At 42.3% G+C, this 22,957-nt stretch carries 11 protein-coding genes; all 11 read left to right on the top strand.

Features of this window, described 5'->3' with window-relative positions; all coding sequences use genetic code 11:
* Positions 1–3: 3 nt before the first annotated feature.
* The 11 genes from FNH22_RS02615 to FNH22_RS02565 all read left to right on the top strand — a co-directional run bounded on the left by FNH22_RS02615 (position 4) and on the right by FNH22_RS02565 (position 22,879).
* Positions 4–1,689, top strand: coding sequence for a RagB/SusD family nutrient uptake outer membrane protein (locus FNH22_RS02615; protein ID WP_143396768.1), 1,686 nt, complete (start codon positions 4–6; stop codon positions 1,687–1,689).
* A gap of 547 nt (positions 1,690–2,236) precedes the next feature.
* Positions 2,237–4,492, top strand: a complete 2,256-nt coding sequence (locus tag FNH22_RS02610; RefSeq protein WP_143396767.1) for an alpha-N-acetylglucosaminidase — start codon at positions 2,237–2,239, stop codon at positions 4,490–4,492.
* Positions 4,493–4,609: 117 nt separating this feature from the next.
* Positions 4,610–6,745: a polysaccharide lyase family 8 super-sandwich domain-containing protein gene (locus tag FNH22_RS02605; RefSeq protein ID WP_143396766.1), complete on the top strand. Its 2,136-nt coding sequence runs from the start codon at positions 4,610–4,612 to the stop codon at positions 6,743–6,745.
* Between the two features lie 12 nt (positions 6,746–6,757).
* Positions 6,758–9,271: a glycoside hydrolase family 88 protein gene (locus FNH22_RS02600; RefSeq protein WP_143396765.1), complete on the top strand. Its 2,514-nt coding sequence runs from the start codon at positions 6,758–6,760 to the stop codon at positions 9,269–9,271.
* Between the two features lie 85 nt (positions 9,272–9,356).
* Positions 9,357–11,819 (top strand): glycoside hydrolase family 88 protein, encoded by a 2,463-nt coding sequence (locus FNH22_RS02595; RefSeq protein ID WP_185154051.1) that lies wholly within the window; start codon positions 9,357–9,359, stop codon positions 11,817–11,819.
* A gap of 79 nt (positions 11,820–11,898) precedes the next feature.
* Positions 11,899–12,261 carry a hypothetical protein gene (locus FNH22_RS02590; RefSeq protein WP_143396763.1) on the top strand — a complete coding sequence of 121 codons (363 nt, stop codon included), beginning with the start codon at positions 11,899–11,901 and terminating at the stop codon, positions 12,259–12,261.
* A gap of 4 nt (positions 12,262–12,265) precedes the next feature.
* The gene (locus FNH22_RS02585) at positions 12,266–14,551 is read left to right on the top strand and encodes a family 20 glycosylhydrolase (protein WP_143396762.1); all 2,286 of its coding nucleotides are present in this window, start codon (positions 12,266–12,268) and stop codon (positions 14,549–14,551) included.
* Between the two features lie 20 nt (positions 14,552–14,571).
* Positions 14,572–17,184 carry a glycoside hydrolase family 31 protein gene (locus FNH22_RS02580; RefSeq protein WP_143396761.1) on the top strand — a complete coding sequence of 871 codons (2,613 nt, stop codon included), beginning with the start codon at positions 14,572–14,574 and terminating at the stop codon, positions 17,182–17,184.
* Between the two features lie 122 nt (positions 17,185–17,306).
* On the top strand, positions 17,307–18,644 hold the full coding sequence (locus FNH22_RS02575; RefSeq protein ID WP_143396760.1) for a trehalase family glycosidase: 1,338 nt from the start codon (positions 17,307–17,309) through the stop codon (positions 18,642–18,644).
* Between the two features lie 19 nt (positions 18,645–18,663).
* Positions 18,664–20,748, top strand: a complete 2,085-nt coding sequence (locus FNH22_RS02570; protein WP_185154050.1) for a six-hairpin glycosidase-like protein — start codon at positions 18,664–18,666, stop codon at positions 20,746–20,748.
* Between the two features lie 718 nt (positions 20,749–21,466).
* A complete protein-coding gene (locus FNH22_RS02565; RefSeq protein ID WP_143396758.1) occupies positions 21,467–22,879 on the top strand; it encodes a family 20 glycosylhydrolase in 1,413 nt (470 codons plus the stop codon).
* Positions 22,880–22,957: the final 78 nt, after the last annotated feature.

The raw sequence follows: 22,957 nt of genomic DNA, 5'->3' as shown, positions 1-22,957 counted from the left end.
ATTATGAAAGTATACAGATATATAATTATGGTGGGCATACTGTTTCTTGCAGGTGCTTGCGATGAGGACATATTGGACGAGACACCGCTTGATTTCTTAAGTCCGGAAAACTCGTTCACAACGCCTGAAGATATAGAAGCTGCTTTATTTCTGAATTATGATAACATAAGAAATTTTTATGATGGCAAGTACTTTACTACCGGCCATTTACATTCTGCTACTGACCTCGCTATGTCATCCAGGGGTACGGCAATCCCTCTTCTGGAGGATTATACGATTGACCTTAATCCAACTTCTTTTTTTGTAGCTAATTACTGGAATGCTATGTACAGCATTATCTTTAACACTAATGTTATACTAGGCAGATTAGATGGTATAGACTACGACTCAGAAGATGAAAGGACGAGACACAAAGCTGAAGCAAGTTTTTTTCGAGGATATGCTTATCGCTGTTTGGTAAACTTGTATGGCGGGGTTCCCATTGTATTAGATGAAATTAGCAGCCCCAAAAGAGATTTTGTGCGAGATACGAAAGAAGCCACTGTAGCACAAGCCATCTCAGACCTGGAGTTTGCCGCAGAAAATTTACCCAACGTAAGTGAAATTCCTTCGCAAGACGAGGGGCGTTTAGTTAATGCTGCTGCACTACATACATTGGCAGAACTCTATATTACTTCCGGTGATTTGGACAAATCCATTGCTGCTGCTTCGGCTGTTATTGACGACCCCAATATAAGCCTGATGACTACGCGTTTTGGAAACAGGGCAACAGACGATGGAGATCCTTACTGGGACCTGTTCCAGCGAAACAATCAAAACAGAGCCAGTGGAAATACCGAAGGAATTTATGTCATACAAACAGAAACAAATGTTCCTGGTGGTTCTACTGTTGAAAACTTCACGGCCGGCCTGTCCTATGAGAGAAATTACGGACCGCTTTACTTTGTGCTAAAAGATCCTGACGGGGAAGATATATTTTTAGGACCTACTACTCAAGCAGGAGGCAGGCCTGTTGGCTTTATACGACCTACTCCATATTTTACCCATACCATTTGGGGCAATGGAAATTTCGATGTAGATGTGAGAAATCACGAAAGGAATATTCAAAGAGATTGGATGGTAGATAATCCGGGATCTGCTTATTTCGGTCAAAATATAAGTGATTTACCTCAATCATGGTTTGATGGTCTGAGTGCACAAGACACCTTGCGGGATTTCTTTCCAAATGTAACTAAGATCACTACCAAGAATGATCACCCTGCTGACGCTATCTTAGATGCTACCACCGGAGAATTATCACCCCTGGCAGGTAAAACACATACAGACTGGTACTTAATGAGAGTCGCAGAAACTTATCTGCTCAGAGCTGAAGCTTATCTTGCTCAGGGAAACACTGGGTTAGCTGCCGCAGACATCAATATGCTTAGAAACAGAGCAGGAGCGATCCCCGTAGCCGAAGGAGATGTAGACATCGACTACATATTAGATGAAAGATTGAGAGAGCTGAACTGGGAAGAACAGCGTAGAATGACCCTAAGTAGGTTAAACCTATTATTTGAGCGGACTGTTATGGCAAACCCAACAGCTGGTCCAACCATACAACCATTCAACAACCTGTTTCCAATCCCATTCAGAGAGATAGAAACAAACACGGAAACTGTACTGGAGCAAAATCCAGGTTATAATTAAGCCATGAATTGAGCTTGCTAAAAACCAATATAACAGATGGTCGCAAGCGCATTTCAAAACCAGGCAGAGATCAAAAAGAAGATTCCTGGCTTACAGGAGTCTTCTTCTTTATTCTTTGAGTAATAACAGCTTACTAATCAATGGATAGTATAATAGTTAGCCGGTCAGTATAGATTTAATAAATACCATACTCCGATTACGACGAGTTATGAATTCATATCACGACTGTATTTACTCGAAAGGCTAAAGCACCTGTTAGATCAATGCATATGTCTGAAATAAGACCAGACCAAACCATATTCTTGTTATCGCTGGTGGTGGTAAAAATAGTTTATGACACACCAGCAGTACTACAGCTAACGCAACGGAGGTCTCCGACGTCTGAAAACGTAGTGATACTTTATGCTAAATGCAAAACATAAAAAAATGAACACGGTAATACGAAGTGATCCGTCCTACTAAAAGATAAAAATGAAAATAAAAGATACTCCGGTAACGGTACATAAAAAGTAACTAAATAATCACTAAACAATTTTTAAGGATAATCATGGGCGCATACAGAATCATCAGTTGCTTAGCATTACTTGTTTTAATAAGCTGTAATACAAAAAAAGAGATTCCTAACACACCCTACGAACAAGCTGCTTACGCCCTTCTGGCAAGGATGCTTCCGGAACACAATAGTTCGTTCATTTTCAAGGAAACTGTAGCGAATAATGGAAAAGACTTCTTCGAAATCAGTAGTGTTGACGGCAAAATACGTATAGAAGGAACCAGTGGCGTAGCACTCTCCTCCGGGCTTAACTGGTACTTGAAAAACTATTGTAATGCCCAGGTCTCTATCAACTATAACCAGTTAAACCTACCGCCCCAACTACCGGAAGTAAACGAAAAACAAAGGATCGAAACCCCGTTTGACTATCGATATATGTTCAATTACTGTACCTATGGATACACTATGCCCTGGTGGGATTGGGATCGATGGGAGCAAATGATCGATTACATGGCTATGATGGGAGTAAATATGCCCCTGGCAACCATCGGTCAGGAGGCCGTCTGGCAGGAAGTACTCACTGATCTGGGGCTTTCTCAAGAACAGGTTGATGATTTTTTTGTGGGACCTGCCCACCTTCCATGGGGATGGATGGGCAATATTGACGGACTGGGTGGCCCGCTTCCACAAAACTGGATCGATCAGCGGAAAGAATTGCAAAACAAGGTTTTACAACGGATGCGTTCGTTAGGAATGAAGCCAGTCTTGCAGGCCTTTACCGGACATGTGCCTCAGGCTTTAAAAGAACTATATCCCACTGCCAATATATTCCAGATAGAAGACTGGGCAGGCATACCCGGCACATGGTTCCTTGATCCCACAGATTCCCTCTTTCAAGAAATTGGTACCGCTTTTATTGAAAAACAGACAGAGCTATTCGGCACTGACCATCTCTACGATGCCGATTGCTTCATAGAAGTTGACCCTCCATCTACTGACCCGGAATTCTTAGCCCAGGTAAGTCGTAATGTCTACCAGTCCATGGCCAAAGCTGACCCGGAAGCGACCTGGGTGCTACAAGGCTGGTTCTTCTTTTTCAAAAAGGACTTCTGGACGCCGGAAAGAGGCCGTGCGTTTTTAGAAGCCGTCCCAAAAGACAAGGTCATTGTCCTCGATCTCTACGGAGAGAAAAATCCCACATGGGATAAAACAGAAGCATTCTATGGACAGCCATGGATATGGAACGTGATCTGCAATGAAGACCAGAAAGTCAATATGAGTGGTGACCTTACGGTAATGCAAACCAACTTCACAGCGGCTTATAACAGCGAGATCAAAAACAACCTCAAAGGCATAGGAGTCATTCCGGAAGGGTTAGGATACAACCCTGTTGTTCAGTATTTTATCTTCGAAAAAGCCTGGAATCAATCACAGGTAGATGTAGATAAATGGATCGAAAAATATGCTATCCGGAGATATGGTACAGACAGCGAAAAAGTTATAGATGCCTGGAAAGGGCTCTTGAATACTGTCTATTCAAGGACCCGAACCATGTGGTCACCATTGATCACTACACCAAGGCCCATACGTTTTGAAGAATCCGAAGAAGACATTAGGCACCAGAGAAAAAGTTTCACCATCACCGAAGAAGACCCTTTTGCCTGGGACTTTCAACCGATAGAACTCGCAAAAGCAGCCAGCCTGCTCTTACAGTCTGCCGATGAACTGGCCTCAGTGGATACCTATCGGTTCGACCTGACTAACGTTTATCGTGAGCTACTGAGCAGTCTGACCCACCGGTTTATCAACGAACTGACGGTGGCTTACCAGGAAAAAGACACGAAGCGTTTTGAGAAAGCAGCAAAAAGCCTGGAAAAACTGATCACAGACCTGGATGAAATTACAGGCACCAATGAGAATTTTCTCCTGGGCAAATGGCTGGAAGATGCAAAAGGTTGGGCCCAAAATGAAGAGGAAGCGGCTTACTACGAGTGGAATGCCAGAACCATTGTCACCATCTGGCAGCCCTGGAAAGAAGGATACCTGCGGGATTATGCAGGAAAACAATGGAATGGCTTATTCAAAGGATATTACCTGCCGCGATGGAAACTACTGATCCAACATATGCGAACGGCTTTATCCGAAGGTAAAACATTCGATCCCAAAAAATACGATCTGGAGGTGAGGGCCATGGATTATCAATGGACCAGAAGCCATGAAGCGTATCCAAGTGCTCCTACCGGAGATGTAATCGATGTGGCTACAAGATTAAATAAAGAATATCAGTCTTATTTCAATGAAAACAATTGACACCTATTAAAAATGATGTGTCAGGAAATTCTGATAAAAACATCCCTCAAAGGATATGATCAAAATGGAAAATTATACCAGCTGTGTTTGTACTGCAAGACATCAAAACATGAATAAATGATAGTTAGATTATTAAGTCTGATTTTTTGCGTAGCCATTTCAGTCGAGGTATTTGGTCAAAACGATTTGCAAAAAATAAAAAAGCACATCGTCAAAGAGTTGCTTAAGGCTGATATGAATGATCAGCATACTAAAAAAGCAATGGTCACTATGAAGGAAGATGGCAGTTGGCCGGATATAAACTACAAAGATGTATCCCTTACAGGTTTTGAGCATAGCTATCATGTAGAAAACTTAATGGCAATGGCCCTATCCTACTGCAAAAAGGGTTCTGAATTTTACAAAGACAAAAAGCTGAAAAACAGCATCAATAAATCATTAAAATTCTGGTGTGAAAATGATTTCATAAGTGATAACTGGTGGCATAACATTATTTTCCTGCCAAAAACACTGGTTACCATTTCTCTTTTTATGGAAAAGGACATTAATAAGGATGTTCTTAAAAAAGTAAAAGCCATCATCAGCAGGGCCAACCAGGACAACCCCTGGGCGCGTCCAAGTGCCGATAAAATAAGGATAGCCGATATTGAAGCCAAGTACTACGTCCTCATCGGAGATGAAGAAAAATTTGAAAGGATTATAACACTGATAGAGAGTGAAGTCAAATTTTCCACCGGAAATAGAGGTCTTCAATCCGATTATAGCTTCCATCACCGTGTTCACAGAGAAAATAATACCATACCCTACGGAGTGCCCTATGGTGATGCTTGTATCAAGTGGGCAGCACATGTCGCCAACACCAAATACGTATTCTCTGAAGAAAAGATAAAGCTAATGGTGGATTACTATTTGGATGGGATCTGTAAACAGATGGTTTATGGCAAACATGATGAGAAAGGTGTCGCCAATAGAGATATCACACGAAAAGAAACCACATTGATATTCTCACCGGTAACAATGGAAACGCTCCTTGAGGTAACCGACTATCGCAAACCTGAGATCCTGGAAATAATAAACCTTCGAAAAGGCAGCGTCGAAAAACCCACACTTTCATTTTGTAAATTCTTCTGGCAATCAGAACTCCTTACATTCCAGCGCCCAAACTTTTTTACTTCCGTAAGAATGTTTTCGATTCGTAATCGCAATATGGAATTAGCCCATAATGGTGAAGGTATATTTAATCATCACAGGGGCGATGGCACCAATCATCTGGCCGTCAAAGGGAATGAGTACTTAAACATTTGGCCCGTTTATGATTGGCAAAAAATACCCGGCACAACAGTCTTACAGAAGCCGGGTTTACCATCACAGCATGAAATTCAGAAAGACGGACTTACAAGTTTTGTAGGGGCCGTAACAGACGGGTTATACGGAGCTGCCGGATTTGATTTTATCAGTCCGCATGATCATATAAGAGTAAAAAAGTCATGGTTCTTTTTTGATGAGGAATATGTTTGTCTGGGGGCAGGTATTGCCTCTAACAATTTCCGATATCCTGTAGCCACTACTATTAATCAAACGCTACTAAATGGAGATGTGCTGGTTTCCAAAGCAAATGGTAAAAGCAAAATAGACATAGGAGACCATAAGCTGGACAACGTAAGTTGGGTCTTTCATGATGGCACCGGCTATATATTCCCATGCTCAACACACATAAACATCACCAACAAAACGGAGAGTGGACGCTGGTCTGACATAAACCTGCAGGTAACTTCCCCAAAAGAACTGGTTGAAAAAGATGTTTTTAAGCTATGGGTTGATCATGGTAAACGTCCGCAAGGAGAGAACTTATGGTTGTATCCCGGCAAAATGGACACAAAGGATGTCACCTACCAGTATATAGTCGTTCCGGTCACAACACCTGACGCGTTGAACACCGACCGGAATATAGAGATCTTATCCAATACCTCAAAACTACAGGCCGTAAAACATAAAGGGCTGGGCATTATCCAGATCGTTTTCTACACCTCCGGGAAAGTAGAAATTGGCAAAGACTTGTGGGTAACGCTGGATTCACCGGGTATTATCATGCTAAAAACCAAGGGAGATGCCATAGAAAGCATATCGGCTTCGGACCCATCACGCACATTGAATAAGCTCCACATTGGTATTTCAGGGAAGAATAACCTGGTAGTCGATCTACCCGACGGAGATTATGCAGGAAGTAGCGTGACGATAAATGAGTTTGACTAAATAAAGCAGATAATGAAAAAGAATCATCCTTCAGCCAACGTACCCATTTATGAAATGAACAAAATGAAAAATACCACCCTATTACTTATTATTATCTTCATTACAAGTTTAGAAGTTAATGGTCAGACAAAACTTGTACAAACAAGGATCAATAAAACCTCAGGTCAACATAGTGAGTCCTTTAAGTCGCTTACATTTAATGGCTCCTGGTGCTGGTTTACCGACCCCAGGGCAGTTTATTACGAAGGAGAGCATAAACGCACCTATGCCGGTTGGATCGATAATTATGGAAATATTACAATTGGCAGCTATGACCACGAGACAAAGCAGATAGCCACTCATATTGTAAGGGAAAATCTTGAAGTAGATGATCATGACAATCCCTCCATCTTGTTTGATGATGAAGGAAAGTTACTGGTATTCTTCAACCGTCACGGGTACGGAACTTCCCCGGTAGCGCCGCCGGGTTACCTGATCAAATCCAAAAACCCTGAAGATATTTCAGCATGGAAAGATGTTCAGGAATTGTACTTAAACGATGAAGCCCTCAAACCCACCCCAAATGCATCTATGTCCCAGGACTATAGCCATCCGGTCAGGTTAAAAGCTGAGAATGGAAGGATTTATCTTTTCTGGAGAGGAATAGACGGAAAGCCGAGCTATTCACAGAGCGAGGACAACGGAAATACCTGGGCCAAAGGTCGTATTTTAATGACACCGGCTCCTATCTATAGTTTCAGGCGACCATATACCAAAGTATATTCCAATGGCGATAAGAGGATACACTTCACCTTTACTGACGGCCATCCGGACCGGGAAAAGGAAAACAGTATTTATTATACGTATTACGAAAACGGAGTATTTTACAAAGCCAGTGGGGAGAAAATAAAAACGATAGATGAGTTACCCTTATTACCGGAAGAATTGGATGTGGTCTACGACGCAAAAAGCAGCAAAGAGCGCGCCTGGAACTGGGACATAGCCGAAGATAAAAATGGTCATCCGGTACTGGCCTATACGAAATTCCCCACCACATCAGATCACATCTATTGTTATGCCCGATGGACCGGTAAAGCGTGGAAGAATTACGATCTGGTCAATTCGGGAGCCTGGTTCCCTGAAACACCGGAAGGTAGAAAAGAGTCCCAGCAATATTACTCCGGTGGGATGAACATTGACCATGAAAACACCAATGTATTATATCTTTCGGTCAAGCGAAAAACTGTTTTTGAAATTGAAAAATGGACCACCTCAAATGGAGGTAAGAACTGGAAGATAGACCCTATTACAAAAGGCTCTGAAAAAGATAATATCCGCCCGTTTGCTATTCGCGGGGCTGGTGAGGATAACAGGCTTCAGGTATTATGGATGCAGAATACCAAATACATTGAATACAGTTATGCCAACTGGACAAAGCATATTAAATGGTCTGAGCGTTTCCAGAGTTCAATAAAAATGGATATTACCTCCCCAAAAATGACAGATCCGTTTGATCCAGGTCAGATTGAAGAGATCATGCGACAAACAGCAGATTGGGATTTTGCCAACCCTTATGACCTGGAGAGAATCCTGGAATGGCACTACGGAGCTTTCTATACCGGAGTCAAAGCACTGTATGAACTGACAAAAGAAGATCGCTACAAGCAAGAGATGATCAATGTAGGTGAGCACGCGAATTGGCGTACCAATGACAAGATCTTTGATGGTAATAACGTAGTGCATACAGGAATTTGGGCGTGGCTGTATGGACTTGAAAAAGAGTCAAAAATGATAGAGCAAGCCAGGTGGGTTATGGACGTGCATATCGCCATGCGAAGAAAATGGAACGCAAATGTTCGTTTTGCAGATAACCCGGCCCGTGAAGAATGGTGGTCTTTATGTGATTTTCTTTTCATGTCTCCACCGGCCTTTGCCCGAATGGCCAGGGAAACCGGGGAGCAAAAGTATCTCGACTATATGGATGAAATGTGGTGGGTAACCACAGACTATTTATACTCCAAAGAGGACTCATTGATCTATAGAGATGATCGCTATTTTGACAAACGCTCGGACAATGGAAAGAAGATCTTTTGGGCACGAGGAAATGGCTGGGTGGCCGGAGGACTTACTCAAATATTAGATATGATGCCTGAGGACTATCCTAACCGAACTAAATATGAAAACCTCTATCACGAAATGATGATCAAATTGCTCAGCCTGCAAAGAGAAGACGGGCTTTGGCATGCAAGTCTGTTGGATCGGGAATTTATGGACCAAGGCGAAGTGAGTGGCGCTGCATTTTATATCTACGCCATGACCTGGGGTCTCAATAACGGATTGCTTGATGAAAAACATAAGCCGCAAGTATTGAGGGGATGGAAGGCACTTTGCAACAATGTCAATGAAAACGGACGCTTGGGCAATGTACAACCGGAGGGAATTGACCCGACCCCTGTTTTTAATAAAGATAGCTCATTCAATTACGCAACAGGAGCATTTTTACTGGCAGGGGCGGAAGTACATAAAATGGTTGCAGAATCGAAATAAATGATAAGAAAGACTCTCCTATTTGAATACTTAAAGGTAAGAGGCAAGAAATAAGGACAGTAAAGAACAAATGAAAGCTAGATATATGAAAAATACGATGGTATGGTCACTGATGTTCCTGGTTGCAGTGACAACGGTTAATGCTCAGGGACCATTGATCAATGCAAAACCAAAGAAAGGCACCGGAGAACATAGTGAGTCATTTAAGTCATTTACATTCAATGGTTCGTGGTGCTGGTTTTCTGACCCAAGGGCCGTTTATTACGAAGGGAAACATAAGCGAACTTATTCCGGTTGGATTGATAACTATGGAAACATAACCGTAGGTTTTTATGATCATGAAACAAAACAGATCAATACACATATCGTCCGGAAAAACCTCGAAATAGATGATCACGACAATCCATCCATCCTGTTTGATGAAGAAGGAAAGCTCCTGATCTTTTTTAACAGGCACGGCTACGGAGACTCTCCCCATCCCCACCCATTATATCTTATAAAATCCGAAAATCCTGAAGACATCTCAAAATGGACGAAAGTCAAATCACTTTTCCTCAATGATGAGAAAGATAAGGTCAGTGATAAAACCAGCTTCACACACACTTACACCAACCCTATTCGACTTAAAGCTGAAAATGGAAGGATATACTTGTTTTGGAGAGGTGTAGATGGTAAGCCCGGATACTCACATAGTGACGATAATGGTGAATCATGGACAAAAGGGCAAATACTTTTGATGCCAGATCCGATATACGCTTTCAGACGTCCATATACTAAGGTTTACTCTAATGGTGATAATAAAATACATTTTACATTCACGGACGGTCATCCCCGCAATGAAAAAGGAAATAGCATTTATTACACATATTATCAAAATGGGGCATTTTATAAGGCTAATGGTATACTCATCAAAAAAATTACCGACCTGCCATTAAAGCCAGAAGAGCTGGACATCGTTTATGACGCGAAAAAAGGAGGAGCCAAAGCATGGAATTGGGATATAGCAGAAGATGAAAAAGGTAATCCCGTTTTGGCCTATGCCAGGTTCCCAACAGATGAAAAACATATCTACTACTACGCCAAATGGACAGGAAAGGAGTGGTTAAACCGAGACCTCATCAATTCAGGAGGCTGGTTTCCACAAACACCTGAAGGTAAAAAAGAGCCTGAACCCAATTATTCCGGTGGAATAAACATAGACCATGAAAATACGAATGAATTATACCTGTCAGTCAAGCGAGATTCTATCTTCGAAATAGAAAAATGGACGACGAAAAATGATGGGCGATCGTGGAAAGCAGAATTTATTACTAAAGGTTCGGAAAAAGATAATGTACGTCCATTTGCTGTCCGTGGGGCCAAAGAAGGCAATCCTCTACAGGTAGTCTGGATGCAAAACACAAAATATCTAAATTACAGTCATGCATCCTGGACCAAAACACATTGGGCGGATCGCTTTCACAGTTCGATTAAAATGGACCTCCCATCCCCTGCTATCACGGATCCATTAGCGCCAAAACAGATAATTGATGTTATGCGCCAAACAGCCGATTGGCAATTTGCAAACCCCTATGATCTCAAAAGACTACTCGAATGGCATTGGGGAACCTATTTTATTGGAATCCAAGCGTTGTATGAGCTAACACAGGAAGATCGCTACAAGCAGGAAATGATCAACATCGGAGAATATGCAGGTTGGAAACCGGAAGATAATATATTTTATGCCGACCAACTTACCATCACTGCTAACTGGGCATGGCTGTATGGTCAGCAGAAAGATCCGGAAATAATAAGGTATAGTAAGTGGGCCATGGACATTCATTTAGCCACCAGAAGGGCCTATATGGCTGATGTGAGCTTTGCGAACAATCCCTATTTCGTAGAGTGGTGGACATGGTGTGATGCCCTTTTTATGGCACCTCCATCATTTGCCCGTATGTCCAAAGAAACCGGAGAGAAAAAATACCTTGATTACATGGACAAGATGTATTGGATCACAACTGACTATTTGTATTCCAATGAAGACTCATTGATGTTCAGAGACGACCGGTTCATCAAGCAACGATCAGAAAGTGGCAAGAAGATCTTTTGGGCCAGGGGAAATGGGTGGGTCATCGCTGGTCTTGCCCGCATATTGGACCTGATGCCCAATGACTTTCCTACCCGGGAAAAATATGAAAGGCTATACAAAGAAATGGCAGGAAGAATATTAGAGCTGCAAGGAGTAGATGGGCTGTGGAGAGTAAGTCTTCTGGACCCGGATTACCATGACAAAGGAGAGGTAAGCGGAAGCGCCTTTTTTGCATATGCTTTGGCATGGGGGGTAAACAGAGGACTGATCGATACAAAACACCGGCAAAAAGTGGAAAAAGCCTGGACAGCGCTGTGTGATAATGTCAATGACAACGGACGCTTAGGAAATGTGCAGCCGGAAGGCATCGACCCCCGCAAATTCACTCCCGATAACTGGCATGTATATGGAACTGGTGCCTTTTTGTTAGCTGGAAGTGAAATGTATAAAATGGTGACATCTGATAATAAACCATAATGATTATCCGGTTTGACAAATCCACTTTATACGAGGCTAAACAAGGTGAATCCTCCATTTGGCTGAAGAATTACCTGATATGATCGACTTAAAAAACAGTACTGAAATAAATAGAGGAATGGGCCTCTCAAGACCTATTGGCCTGATGATCCTATTAGAACATAGGAAGTCTCTTTTCATTTTTTCTCAAATAAGAAACTATGATGTTTCACTGATGGTTTTGATCTCCGGTATTTCTTTTAGGTCCTTATTTAAAAAGTATGATTCTTATTCATTCAATGTCAGAAAGGAAGTAAAAAAGCTGATCCTTTTCATGTGGATATTTTTGTCACGCTACTTTCATAGACTTTACGTCGTGGATCTGCAAAATAACGAGCTTGATAGTCTGAGCTTACCTAAGAAAAGCAGCTACTTTTCTTTTTTAATCACAAAAGCACTATAAACCTATGAAACGATACACCATCTTCTTGTTGCTTTTATTGCTGCAATGCAAACCTTCACTATCACCGGATGTGAAGATCATCCCAAAGCCACGGCAATATGAGTTTAACCAGGGAACATTTGAGATCAATGGTAAAACCGAAATAATTGCTTCAAGTGATTCACTCAAGCCTCTAGCCCATTTGTTGGCACGGCAAATACATAAAATATCCGGACTAAAGTTGAATGTAACTACAGCAGGGCAGGATGAAAACAATATACTCCTCGAATTCAACGACAGTTTCAAAGAAGAAGAATACTATTTAGACGTTTGCGAAAATATTAAGATCGAAGCATCCAATTACAGTGGTCTGGCCATGGGCACCGCAACCATCTTACAGCTTTTCACCCTTTCAAAGGACAAAATTGTTTTGCCCAGAGTATCTGTCTATGACAAACCTGATTATGACTATAGATCAGTAATGCTTGACCTTGCTCGCTTTTGGCATCCTGTTGAGACGATTAAAGAGACCATCGACTTGCTATGGTTCTACAAGATAAAGTACCTGCACCTGCACCTTTCCGATAATCGACGATTTACTTTTCCAATGGATGATTTTCCGGACCTCAAGACATTGAATAAGGATGGTTCGCGTGAATATTATACCATTGAAGAACTCAAAGATTTAGTGGAATACGCCAGGTTGCGGGGGGTAGCCATTATTCCCGAAATAGACCTTCCCGGACACTCGACACAGCTATGGAGCAAGTACCCGGATGTTTTTGGAAGTATTGATCCTAAGACGAACCAACCGGTATCACTGTATGTGATCAACATGGCAAAAGAAGAAACCTACCAGGCCTGCGAGAAAATAATTAACTCCCTGGCCGAAGTTTTTTACACAAGTCCATATATTCATTTCGGAGGGGATGAAGTATACCTGGAAGCCATAAAACACATTCCTGAATACCAAACCTATTGCAAGGAAAATAATCTCGATGTAGCCCTGGCCGGAGACGCTAACGAGCTTTTTTGTCACTTCATTAACCGAATGCATACCATGGTAAAGTCCACCGGGAAGCAATCAGTGATATGGGAGGGGTTTCATGGGACAGGCGCCGGTAAAGAATCTATTCCACGTGACATAACTGTCATCGTCTGGAATGCAACCTATAATCATCCGGACAGTTTGGTAGCTAACGGATATAACATTGTCAATTCAACATGGGTGCCATGGTATATGGTAGGGGCAATGAACTTTGCCCCTGCCGTAGAAAAAGGATATCAATGGGACATTACACAATGGCACCACTGGGATGATCAGTTTGATGATATCGAAATAGCCCCGAATCAATCTACCCTGGGAGGTCAGATCAGTTTTTGGGAACAAAATTACTACAAAGTAATCCCAGTCCTTCGCGAAAGAGTTCCTGTTTTATCCGAACGTATGTGGAACTACACAACTGAACCTGACCTCGAAGACTTTCAGCAGCGATTTGCACAAACCAATGACCTGTACAACAAACTATTCCGACCTATTTCGATTGAAGCCGAAGAACTGCTTCATAATGATGACATGACATTTGACGACATCATAAAAGTCAAACTGACGTCAAGTACCAGCGGTAAAATTAAATACATGACTTCAACAGATTGGGGAATACCTGATATGAAAGAAGCCGTTGATTATGACGAGCGCATTTCAATCGATGAAAGCGCTATTATCACAGCCCAGCTTTTTGACGCAGATGGCAAAAAAATCGGCTTTCCTGAACAGCGATACTTTCGAAAAATCGAACCCGCTTATGATTATACAGTCTTGGGCCCGGCACCTACCAAAGGCTGGAAGGAAATGCCCGACTTCACAAAACTGAATGTTATGAGAGAAGGCCTTGCGGGTAAAATGACAACCGATCGGCTGGAAAAGATCAACGGAGAGCTTTTTGCAAAAGTCAAAAGTAAGGGGCACATCGAAACACGTTTTCCGGGGATCTACAATCAGTATGCTGTTGAATTATCCGGAATCTTAAAAATTCCGAAGGATGGCACCTATGAATGGCAATTGCAAACATGGGATGGGTTAGCCGAATTATATATTGACGATAAATTGGTCGCACAAGGGAACAACTTCAAAAACGAACCGGAGTCTTTTAGCACGAGTCATAGCCAGGGAGAATACTCATTTTCAATCAAATATTACTACAGGCAAATTCAGAATCAATTAAGCATTGTATACAAAACGGCAGAAATGCAGGACTTTGAACCCTTTGAAGGCCTGGTTTTGCCATTGAACGGTGAACCGTATGAATAAAACAAGTTTTGAACCAACCAATGAAATGTGCTGAAGAAATGAATATTTTTAACAGGAAAGCCATCGTATCGATATTAATTCTCCAAATGATCCTCCAAACATCGGTGATAAGTGGGGCCAAAAACAGTTATGATCCTGAAACTCCGGAAAACGCTACGGTCATTAGTGATAATTGCAGGTTCACCGTACTCACCCCTCGTATGATACGAATGGAATGGACCGAAGACGGAGTGTTTGAAGATCATGCCTCTTTGGTTTTTGTAAATCGTAAGGTACCTATACCTGATTTTACCGTATCCCGTCAGGACGGATGGGTGATCATCCAAACAGAAGTGTTAACCCTGAAATACAAGGTTGGAACAGGATCTTTTAAGACATCAAATTTAACCATCGAAGGTCAGGCAGAAAAGAAGCTCATCGACTGGTATCCGGGCAAAAAAAATAACGGGAACTTAAAAGGAACGACCAGGACCTTAGATCAGGTCGATGGGGCTACTCCCCTGGAAGATGGGATCCTTTCCCGCGAAGGATGGACGTTGATCGACGATACAGGAAAACCCGTTTTCGATAATTCTGATTGGCCATGGGTAATGTCACGCGACGAAAAGATGGCGCAAGACTGGTACTTTATGGCCTACGGGTCCGATTATAAACAAGCATTAGCCGACTACACTTTGGTAGCAGGAAAAGTTGCCTTTCCACCCAAATATGCGTTTGGAGCCTGGCAGTCCCGATGGTGGAAATACACAGATGAAGAACTAAAAGAATTAGTGGAAGAGTATAAAACAAACGACTTTCCACTAGATGTACTGGTGATTGACATGGATTGGCATGTGGTAAACCTTCCGGAAATGTATGACGGCAAAAACAAAAAACCAGACCAGGCCGGACAGGGGGCTGGTTGGACCGGGTTCTCCTGGAACCAGAATTATTTTCCTGACCCTAAGGGGTTTTTGGACTGGACGGACAAGCGAGGGATCAAAACGTGTATGAACCTTCACCCTGCTTCCGGTATTCAGCCTCATGAAGACATGTACCATGAATTTGCCAGTGCCATGGGCGTGGACCCCACAACTAAGAAGTATATTCCCTTTAACATTACGGATAAATCTTTTGCCAGGAATTATTTTGATATCGTGCTGCACCCCATGGAAGACGATGGTGTGGATTTCTGGTGGCTTGACTGGCAGCAGTGGAACAGCACGGATATTCCCGGGGTTAACCCCACCTACTACCTCAATTATCTTCACTATACGGATATGGAAAGGCGTGGCAAAGATCGTCCTATGATCTACCATCGTTGGGGAGGATTAGGCAATCACCGTTATCAAATAGGTTTTTCAGGAGACACCTACAATACATGGAAATCCCTTCAATTTCAACCCTACTTTACTGCTACTTCTTCCAATGTCGGTTGGGGATATTGGGGCCACGATCTCGGAGGGTTTTTCAAAGGGAAAGAAGAGCCGGAACTTTTTACCCGATGGATACAGTTCGGGATCTTCTCTCCTATCGTAAAGATCCACTACTGGGCACACCCTGCCATGGACCGCAGACCATGGGCTTATCCTCCCGAATATGCCAACGCCATGCGTGATGCCTATAAATTACGCTATTCACTTATACCTTATATTTATACCATGGCGCGTAAGGCATATGATTCTGGCGTATGCCTGAGCCGTCCCATGTACTATGAATCGGACGATGATCTGGCTTACAAATACAAAGACCAATATTACTTTGGAGATGATCTTATTATCGCCCCTGTCATTGATAGTTTAGGTGGTGAAATGGCTTCTACTAAAAAAGTTTGGTTGCCAAAAGGTCAATGGATCAATTGGAGTTCCGGAACATTGCTGGATGGCGGCAAAGAAATTGAAGCCCGGTTTACAATTTCGGAGATCCCTGTATTTGTAAAAGCCGGAGCGATCATTCCTATGATGCCAGATATGAACAACACCGGTGAGAAACCTGTAAACCCATTGATATTGAATATCTTCCCGGGAGCTAACGGAGCAGCTAAAGTTTATGATGATGCCGGTAATACGCAAGCCTACCAAAATGGCGCATACACCTATACGTCTGTCAGCTCCAAATTCAATGGAAAAAAAGCTAATGTTGTCATTGATAAAATAGAAGGCTCCTATGAGAATATGTTGTTAAACCGCGCTTACGAATTGCGCTTTCCTATCAGTCATTTACCTAAAAAAGTTCTTGTAAACGGTCAGGAACTCCCCTTCTCCAGGGAAATAAGACAAGGAACCTGGAGGTATGACGGAGTGAAGGTAGAGGCTGTCGTCTATACCAACGAATACAGTGTGTATGATAAAGTGGTAGTAGAGGTAGAATTTGAAAAAGATGACCTTGAATTGGTCAGCGGCATTAAAGGTTTGATATCACGATCAAAAGAGGTATTTCTTTTTGCCCGGGAAAACCACTGGCCGGACTGGAAATACCCTTTCAATAATTTTGTTCTCGCTGCTCAAACAGGGCGGAGAGTAAACCTAGATGCCAAAAACGCTCTGAAAGAATATGAGCTGCTTCGTCAGACGTACATAGAAAATCAAAACCAGATTGAAGAATGGTCAAAGGATAACAGCAGATACAGACCATTAACCCGATTACTAAAATGAATACGGTAGTAATGGCATTCATTTAAACAGCAACATAAAACAAATCCACCACTAGTTAACAGATCAGATACCTACTAAGCAACAGTCAAAATGAAATATTTTACCACCACAACTTATCCGTCATGAATAGAACCATCATAAGTATAAGCAGGAAAATTTTCCTGGTATCGGGTATATGCACTATGATAATAGCATGTCAGAATACAGAAAACCAGCCGTCGGAAGACAAAAACCCGGCACAGGAAATCAATAGTGAAGATCTCCGCCCCTTACTCAAAGATCTTACTTCCAGCTACGATGAGCTACGTCCCAAAGTGATCCAACCGGCTGAAGGATATTTGAAATACCCTTACCTGATCCCGGCAGGATTTTACAAACAAATGTGGGATTGGGACGGGTTTTTCATGGGCAATCATTTCGTGAGCATCGGACAACCCAAATACCTGAAATACTGGGCGCTCAACCTTATTGAAGGCATTGATGAGGAAGGATATGTTTCAGGTGGCGCCACCACAAAAGGACCCCGGTTGCTGTTTGGTAAATTCGCTATGAAACCATTCCTTTCACAGGGGGTATATGCTGCTTCGGAAGGCCTGGGGGACTATACCTGGGTGGAAGAATACTATGAAGAACTGAAAAGAGTGCTCAAATACCGGGAAGAGACCCAACAAGATTCATTGACGGGTCTGTTTTTCTGGGACAATGGTATGCAGAGCGGTGCTGACAATAATGTGGCTATGAATTATTTCGCCGATGACAAACGTTCCTTTTTAGCGCCGGATGCCAGCGCACTTCAATGCAGGGAATATTTAGCACAATCCGTCATAGCAAGTAGATTAAGTAAGTCAAAAGACGCGCAGCTTTACAAAAAGAAATCAGACGATCTGAAAATAGCCATTAATAAGTTTCTCTGGTCTGAAGAAGATCAGATCTACTATACGGTAGACCGTGAAACCGGTGACTTTTACAAAAGGGTAAGCTATTCCTCCTTTGTTCCATTGATGCATGCCATAGCCCCTCCTGAAAAAGGCAAGGCCATGATATCCAAATATTTGATCAATCCCGGGCATATGAAAGCCAAATACGGTTTCAGAACCCTTTCAGTACAGGACCCTGATTATAATAATAAAAACATCATCATCCCTTTTTCTAACTGGCAAGGGCCCGTTTGGCCGATCGCTAATTTCATCTATTCCATAGGTTTAAAACATTATGGCTTTGAGCAAGAGCTTCGCTGGCAAGCCAAAACCTTAGGCGAGTTACTCCTTAATGACATCCAAAAATATAATACCATGCATGAAAATTATCACGCAGACACAGGTGCGCCACTGGCCCCCAGTCATGATAATGTCGATAAAGATGGGAACATTGTTGGCTTCATCAGCTGGAATCTTTGCATTCAGAATCTGCTGGAGGGAGTCGTAGAGGATAAATGGATGTTACTGGAAATCAAAAATTAATCGTACGATCACAATGAAAATGAGATGGATTGCTTTATTATTCTTAACGCTGGTTTTTTCCGGATGTCACTCTAAGCTGAAAAAGGATACTCCGCCGGTGTCATCACCTCCTGCTGAACAGAATAAGAACAAGAACAACTATAAGTCGCATTGGGAAATCACGAGTCCCCAACAGATCTCGTGGGACATGAAAAAAGACTACAACCTACCCCATTCCGATAATATTGAAATGGCCGGAAAAAGGGTTGCTGGTATTATCAGTTACAACATTGACACCGATAAACGCTTATCACTGAGCCGTCACATTATTTTCCCTCAACTGCGTACCCATATTAAACAAACCGATCCCGGATGGTTTGTTTACAGAGCGTATTTGAAAGATACTTATGACGACAGTATTCTTCCCAGAATGCTGGTAGGTGATAAGATCCTCGTTCCCGGTCCGGTAGAGTCTATTCAACTTGACGGAACCCTTACCATTGTGCACGAGGCCCAAAACGGTTTACAAATTACCCGAAAATTGATGCCTTCGATGAGTCAACGTCTCTTCATAGAAAACTGGGTAGTAACCAATACACGGAATGAACCCATTCAGATCAAAAGCGGGAAGACCTTCATTCAACAACAGGATTACGGATTAAAAGGAAAGTATACACGTACTATTTCATCCGATGCACCGCCCAGGATCACCATTCCGGCCAACAAACACCTCACTTTCTCTATTACCATTAGTGCGCAACTTGACGATGAAGCAGGGCTCGCGAGAAAGACAAAAGCGTCTATCCGGGAAAGAGGAAATTTTCTCAATGAGATAAAGAGTGCTCTTATTTTGGAAACACCGGAACCCGTACTCAATACATTGTTTGAATTTTCAAAGATCAGGGCATCAGAAAGCATTTTTGAATCGAAACTGGGTTTGATGCATTCACCGGGAGGAGGAAGGTATTATTGTGGATTTTGGGCCAATGATCAGGCAGAGTACGTAGGGCCTTTCTTTCCATATGTCGGGTATGAAACAGCCATTGAGGCTTCTTTAAACACCTACAGACTCTTTGCAAAAGAAATGAGCCCTTCCTATGAGAATATCCGGTATTCGTTCGAAATGGAAGGAGATGCTCCCATCAATCCATTGGACCGTGGTGATGCCGCTATGATCGCTTATGGAGCGGCCCAGTTTGCTATGGCGAACGGCGATGCAGCCATTGCCGAAGAATTGTGGCCACTGATAGAATGGTGCCTGGAATATTGCCGAAGAAAGACCAATACGGAAGGGGTGGTGGAATCCCAGTCAGATGAAATGGAAGGTAGGATTGAAACGGGCACGGCCAACCTCTCTACGTCATCGCTCGCTTATGGCGCCTTACAATTAGCTGTGGATTTAGGACAAAGCCTAAACAAACCCAGTCAGCAGCTGGAGGCTTATAAGAAACAGGCCGGTGTACTCAAAAGAGCTATAGAAAGCTATTTTGGAGCTACTGTAGAGGGGCTCGACACTTACAAATACTATAAAGAGCACCAATATTTAAGACATTGGATATGCCTGCCACTAGTGGTGGGGATCCATGATCGAAAGGAAGCTACGATAGAGGCATTATTCAGTAAACTATGGTCAGAAAATGGAGTGCATGTAGAGAAAAACTCTGACAATGAAGCCATCTCCAAAATATTCTGGGACCGGGGCACCTTATATGCTTTGAGGGGCACATTCCTGGCCGGAGCGACAGAAGAATCCCTTTCCAAACTTATGCAGTTTTCTTCAGAACGTCTTTTGGGCAAACGGGTACCCTATGTTGTGGAAGCCTACCCCGAAGGTGATATGGCCCATCTTTCTGCAGAAAGCGGTCTGTATTGTCGTGTATTCACGGAAGGGATGTTTGGTATAGTACCCACCGGGCTGAGTAGTTTTAAATGCTCACCAAAGCTGCCACAGGATTGGGACCGGATGGCGCTAAGAAATATACAGGCATTTGGACAAAATTTTGACCTCGAAGTAAAGCGCGAGAATCGTGATCAATTAGTAGTAAGGGTCATCGACCAGAACAAGGAAGTGGTTACAGAAAATAAAATCACACAGGAAGAAGAGGTAAATGTAACTTTTATATAAATGCCAATGGTAAACTACGCTAATAAGAAAATGGGCAATTGATCATCAGAGGGTTAAAGGCTGATCCCAGTCATTGGCCCTAGGAACTCCATATACTATTATTGAACCGGATCAATAGGTTGAATTTAATCGGATATAACATAACCATGAAGAAAAAAATAAGTGGAAAACAACCATCAGGTAAAGCTTCAACAGGCAGGAATTGGTCTTAAGAAATTGGAGGCCGGAAATCCGGCCTCCAATGCTGCGACAGGTTTCGATACTTAGAACACTACCAAATGACGAAGTATTGATACCAATCGTTGGTAAATGAATTATTTAACCAAAAACAAAGATATATATAATACAATTATCAATGCTGTATTAGAAATTATAAAAGTTGCCGGGAGACAATTTATCTTAATTCGTTTGTCTCTTCAAATAGTGGTGTGTGAGCATATTTCAGCTCAAATACAGTGCATTAAAAAGGTAAAATGTCATTGAATAACAGAGATACAACACTGCAAAAGGTATTTGCAGTGTTTGAGAGAAAAACGCAACATGCTTTTCATCTTAGCTACGATAAAATTGACCTCGTTTAATGGGCATTCAGATACCAGGTTATTGGTCCCGGTAATTAATCAATAGGTACTCCAATAAGTATAAACCATCAAACACTTTAACAAAAAAGCTCTTGTGTTGAATATTCAGGGGCCTTCTTTTAAAAACAGTCTTTCCAATGAACATCAGAAACCTACTATTACCGCTTTCAGTCATAGTCTTATTGACTTCATGCAGCAAACCCAATAGTAAAAACCTTGAAATTGATTTAGACCTTATACCTGTTCCCAAAGAAATTACCCGATCTGATAAAGCACTTTTACTTTCTGATCAAAGCAGGATCTCCGGTAAAAATGACACACTTCTGCCGCTATTAAAGGTATTTGGCGACGAGTTAAACCGACTCACAGGCTTCTCATTAGACGTTGTCATTGCCAATAGTCAGGCAGATATTTTATTCTCTATTAACCGTCAATTGGCCAAAGACCAATACCACATCGACGTGACGGACAGAATCGAGGTTACAGGGGGCAGCTTCCAGGCATTGGCCATGGCGCGGACTACCTTACTTCAAATGTCTTTCACTGAAAATAACGAGTTGTACTTCCCTGTTTTACAATTAAAAGACCAACCTTCCGCCACGTACAGGGGCCTAATGATTGACCTGGCCCGTAACTGGCATAGTGTTGAGACCATAAAAAAATTAATTGATCTCGCTTCTTTTTACAAAACAAACTACTTGCAGTTACATTTTACCGATTATCAATCCTACACATTACCTTCCCGGAAATACCCCAAATTATCCACCCCCGGCGGACATTACACTTTTGAGGAACTGGAAGAGTTAGAGCAATATGCGCAACTGCGGGGAGTAGTGATCATTCCCGAAATAGATGTCCCTGGTCACTCCAGCGCCATTGTTAAGGCCTACCCGGAAATTTTCGCACTCAAAGATGTGAAAGACAACCCGTGGATCATCAATATGGGGAAGGAAGAAGTGTATCAGGCACTCGAAGAGATCATATCAGAGATTGCTCCTGTTTTCAAAAGCTCTCCCTATTTCCATATAGGAGGAGATGAGGCCATTTTTAACAAAACCACAGAGGATCCTGATGTCAAAGCGTATATGAAAAAACACGAGCTGGGTAAGGATGTACATGAGCTATACAGGCACTTTCTGGTAAGGCTAAATGAAATGGTTAAAAAACAGGGAAAACAAATGTGTGTATGGGAAGGTTTCAGAAGAGAAGGAAAAACAGAGATCCCAAAGGATATTATCGTTTACGAATTTGAAACCAACCGGTACCTTCCCAATCACCTGGTGGAAGATGGATACACTGTTGTAAATACATCCTGGAAACCCATTTATGTGGTCAATCAAAAGAAATGGGAGCCGAAAACCATTTATGGGTGGAACATGTGGCGGTGGGAGAACTGGTTTCCCAAAGCCCCTTCTGTTGTTCCTATACAGCTTCAGTCAACACCTATGGTCATCGGGGCCCAAATGTGCGCCTGGGAACAACGGGAAGAGGTTGAATTCAAAAGTTTAACCCGCATTATTCATTGGGTTAAGAAATCTGATTTTAGATAAAACATAGAATGTACTGAGGAGTTGTTTAGCCACCCCTGAAGATATTTCAGATAATCTTTGAGAAAATAACATATTGAT

The organism is Fulvivirga sp. M361 (assembly GCF_007097395.1).
In the GTDB taxonomy this organism is placed as follows: Bacteria; Bacteroidota; Bacteroidia; order Cytophagales; family Cyclobacteriaceae; genus Fulvivirga.
The sequence above is the reverse complement of the archived record's forward strand: the minus strand, read 5'-3'. Positions and strand labels throughout refer to the sequence as shown.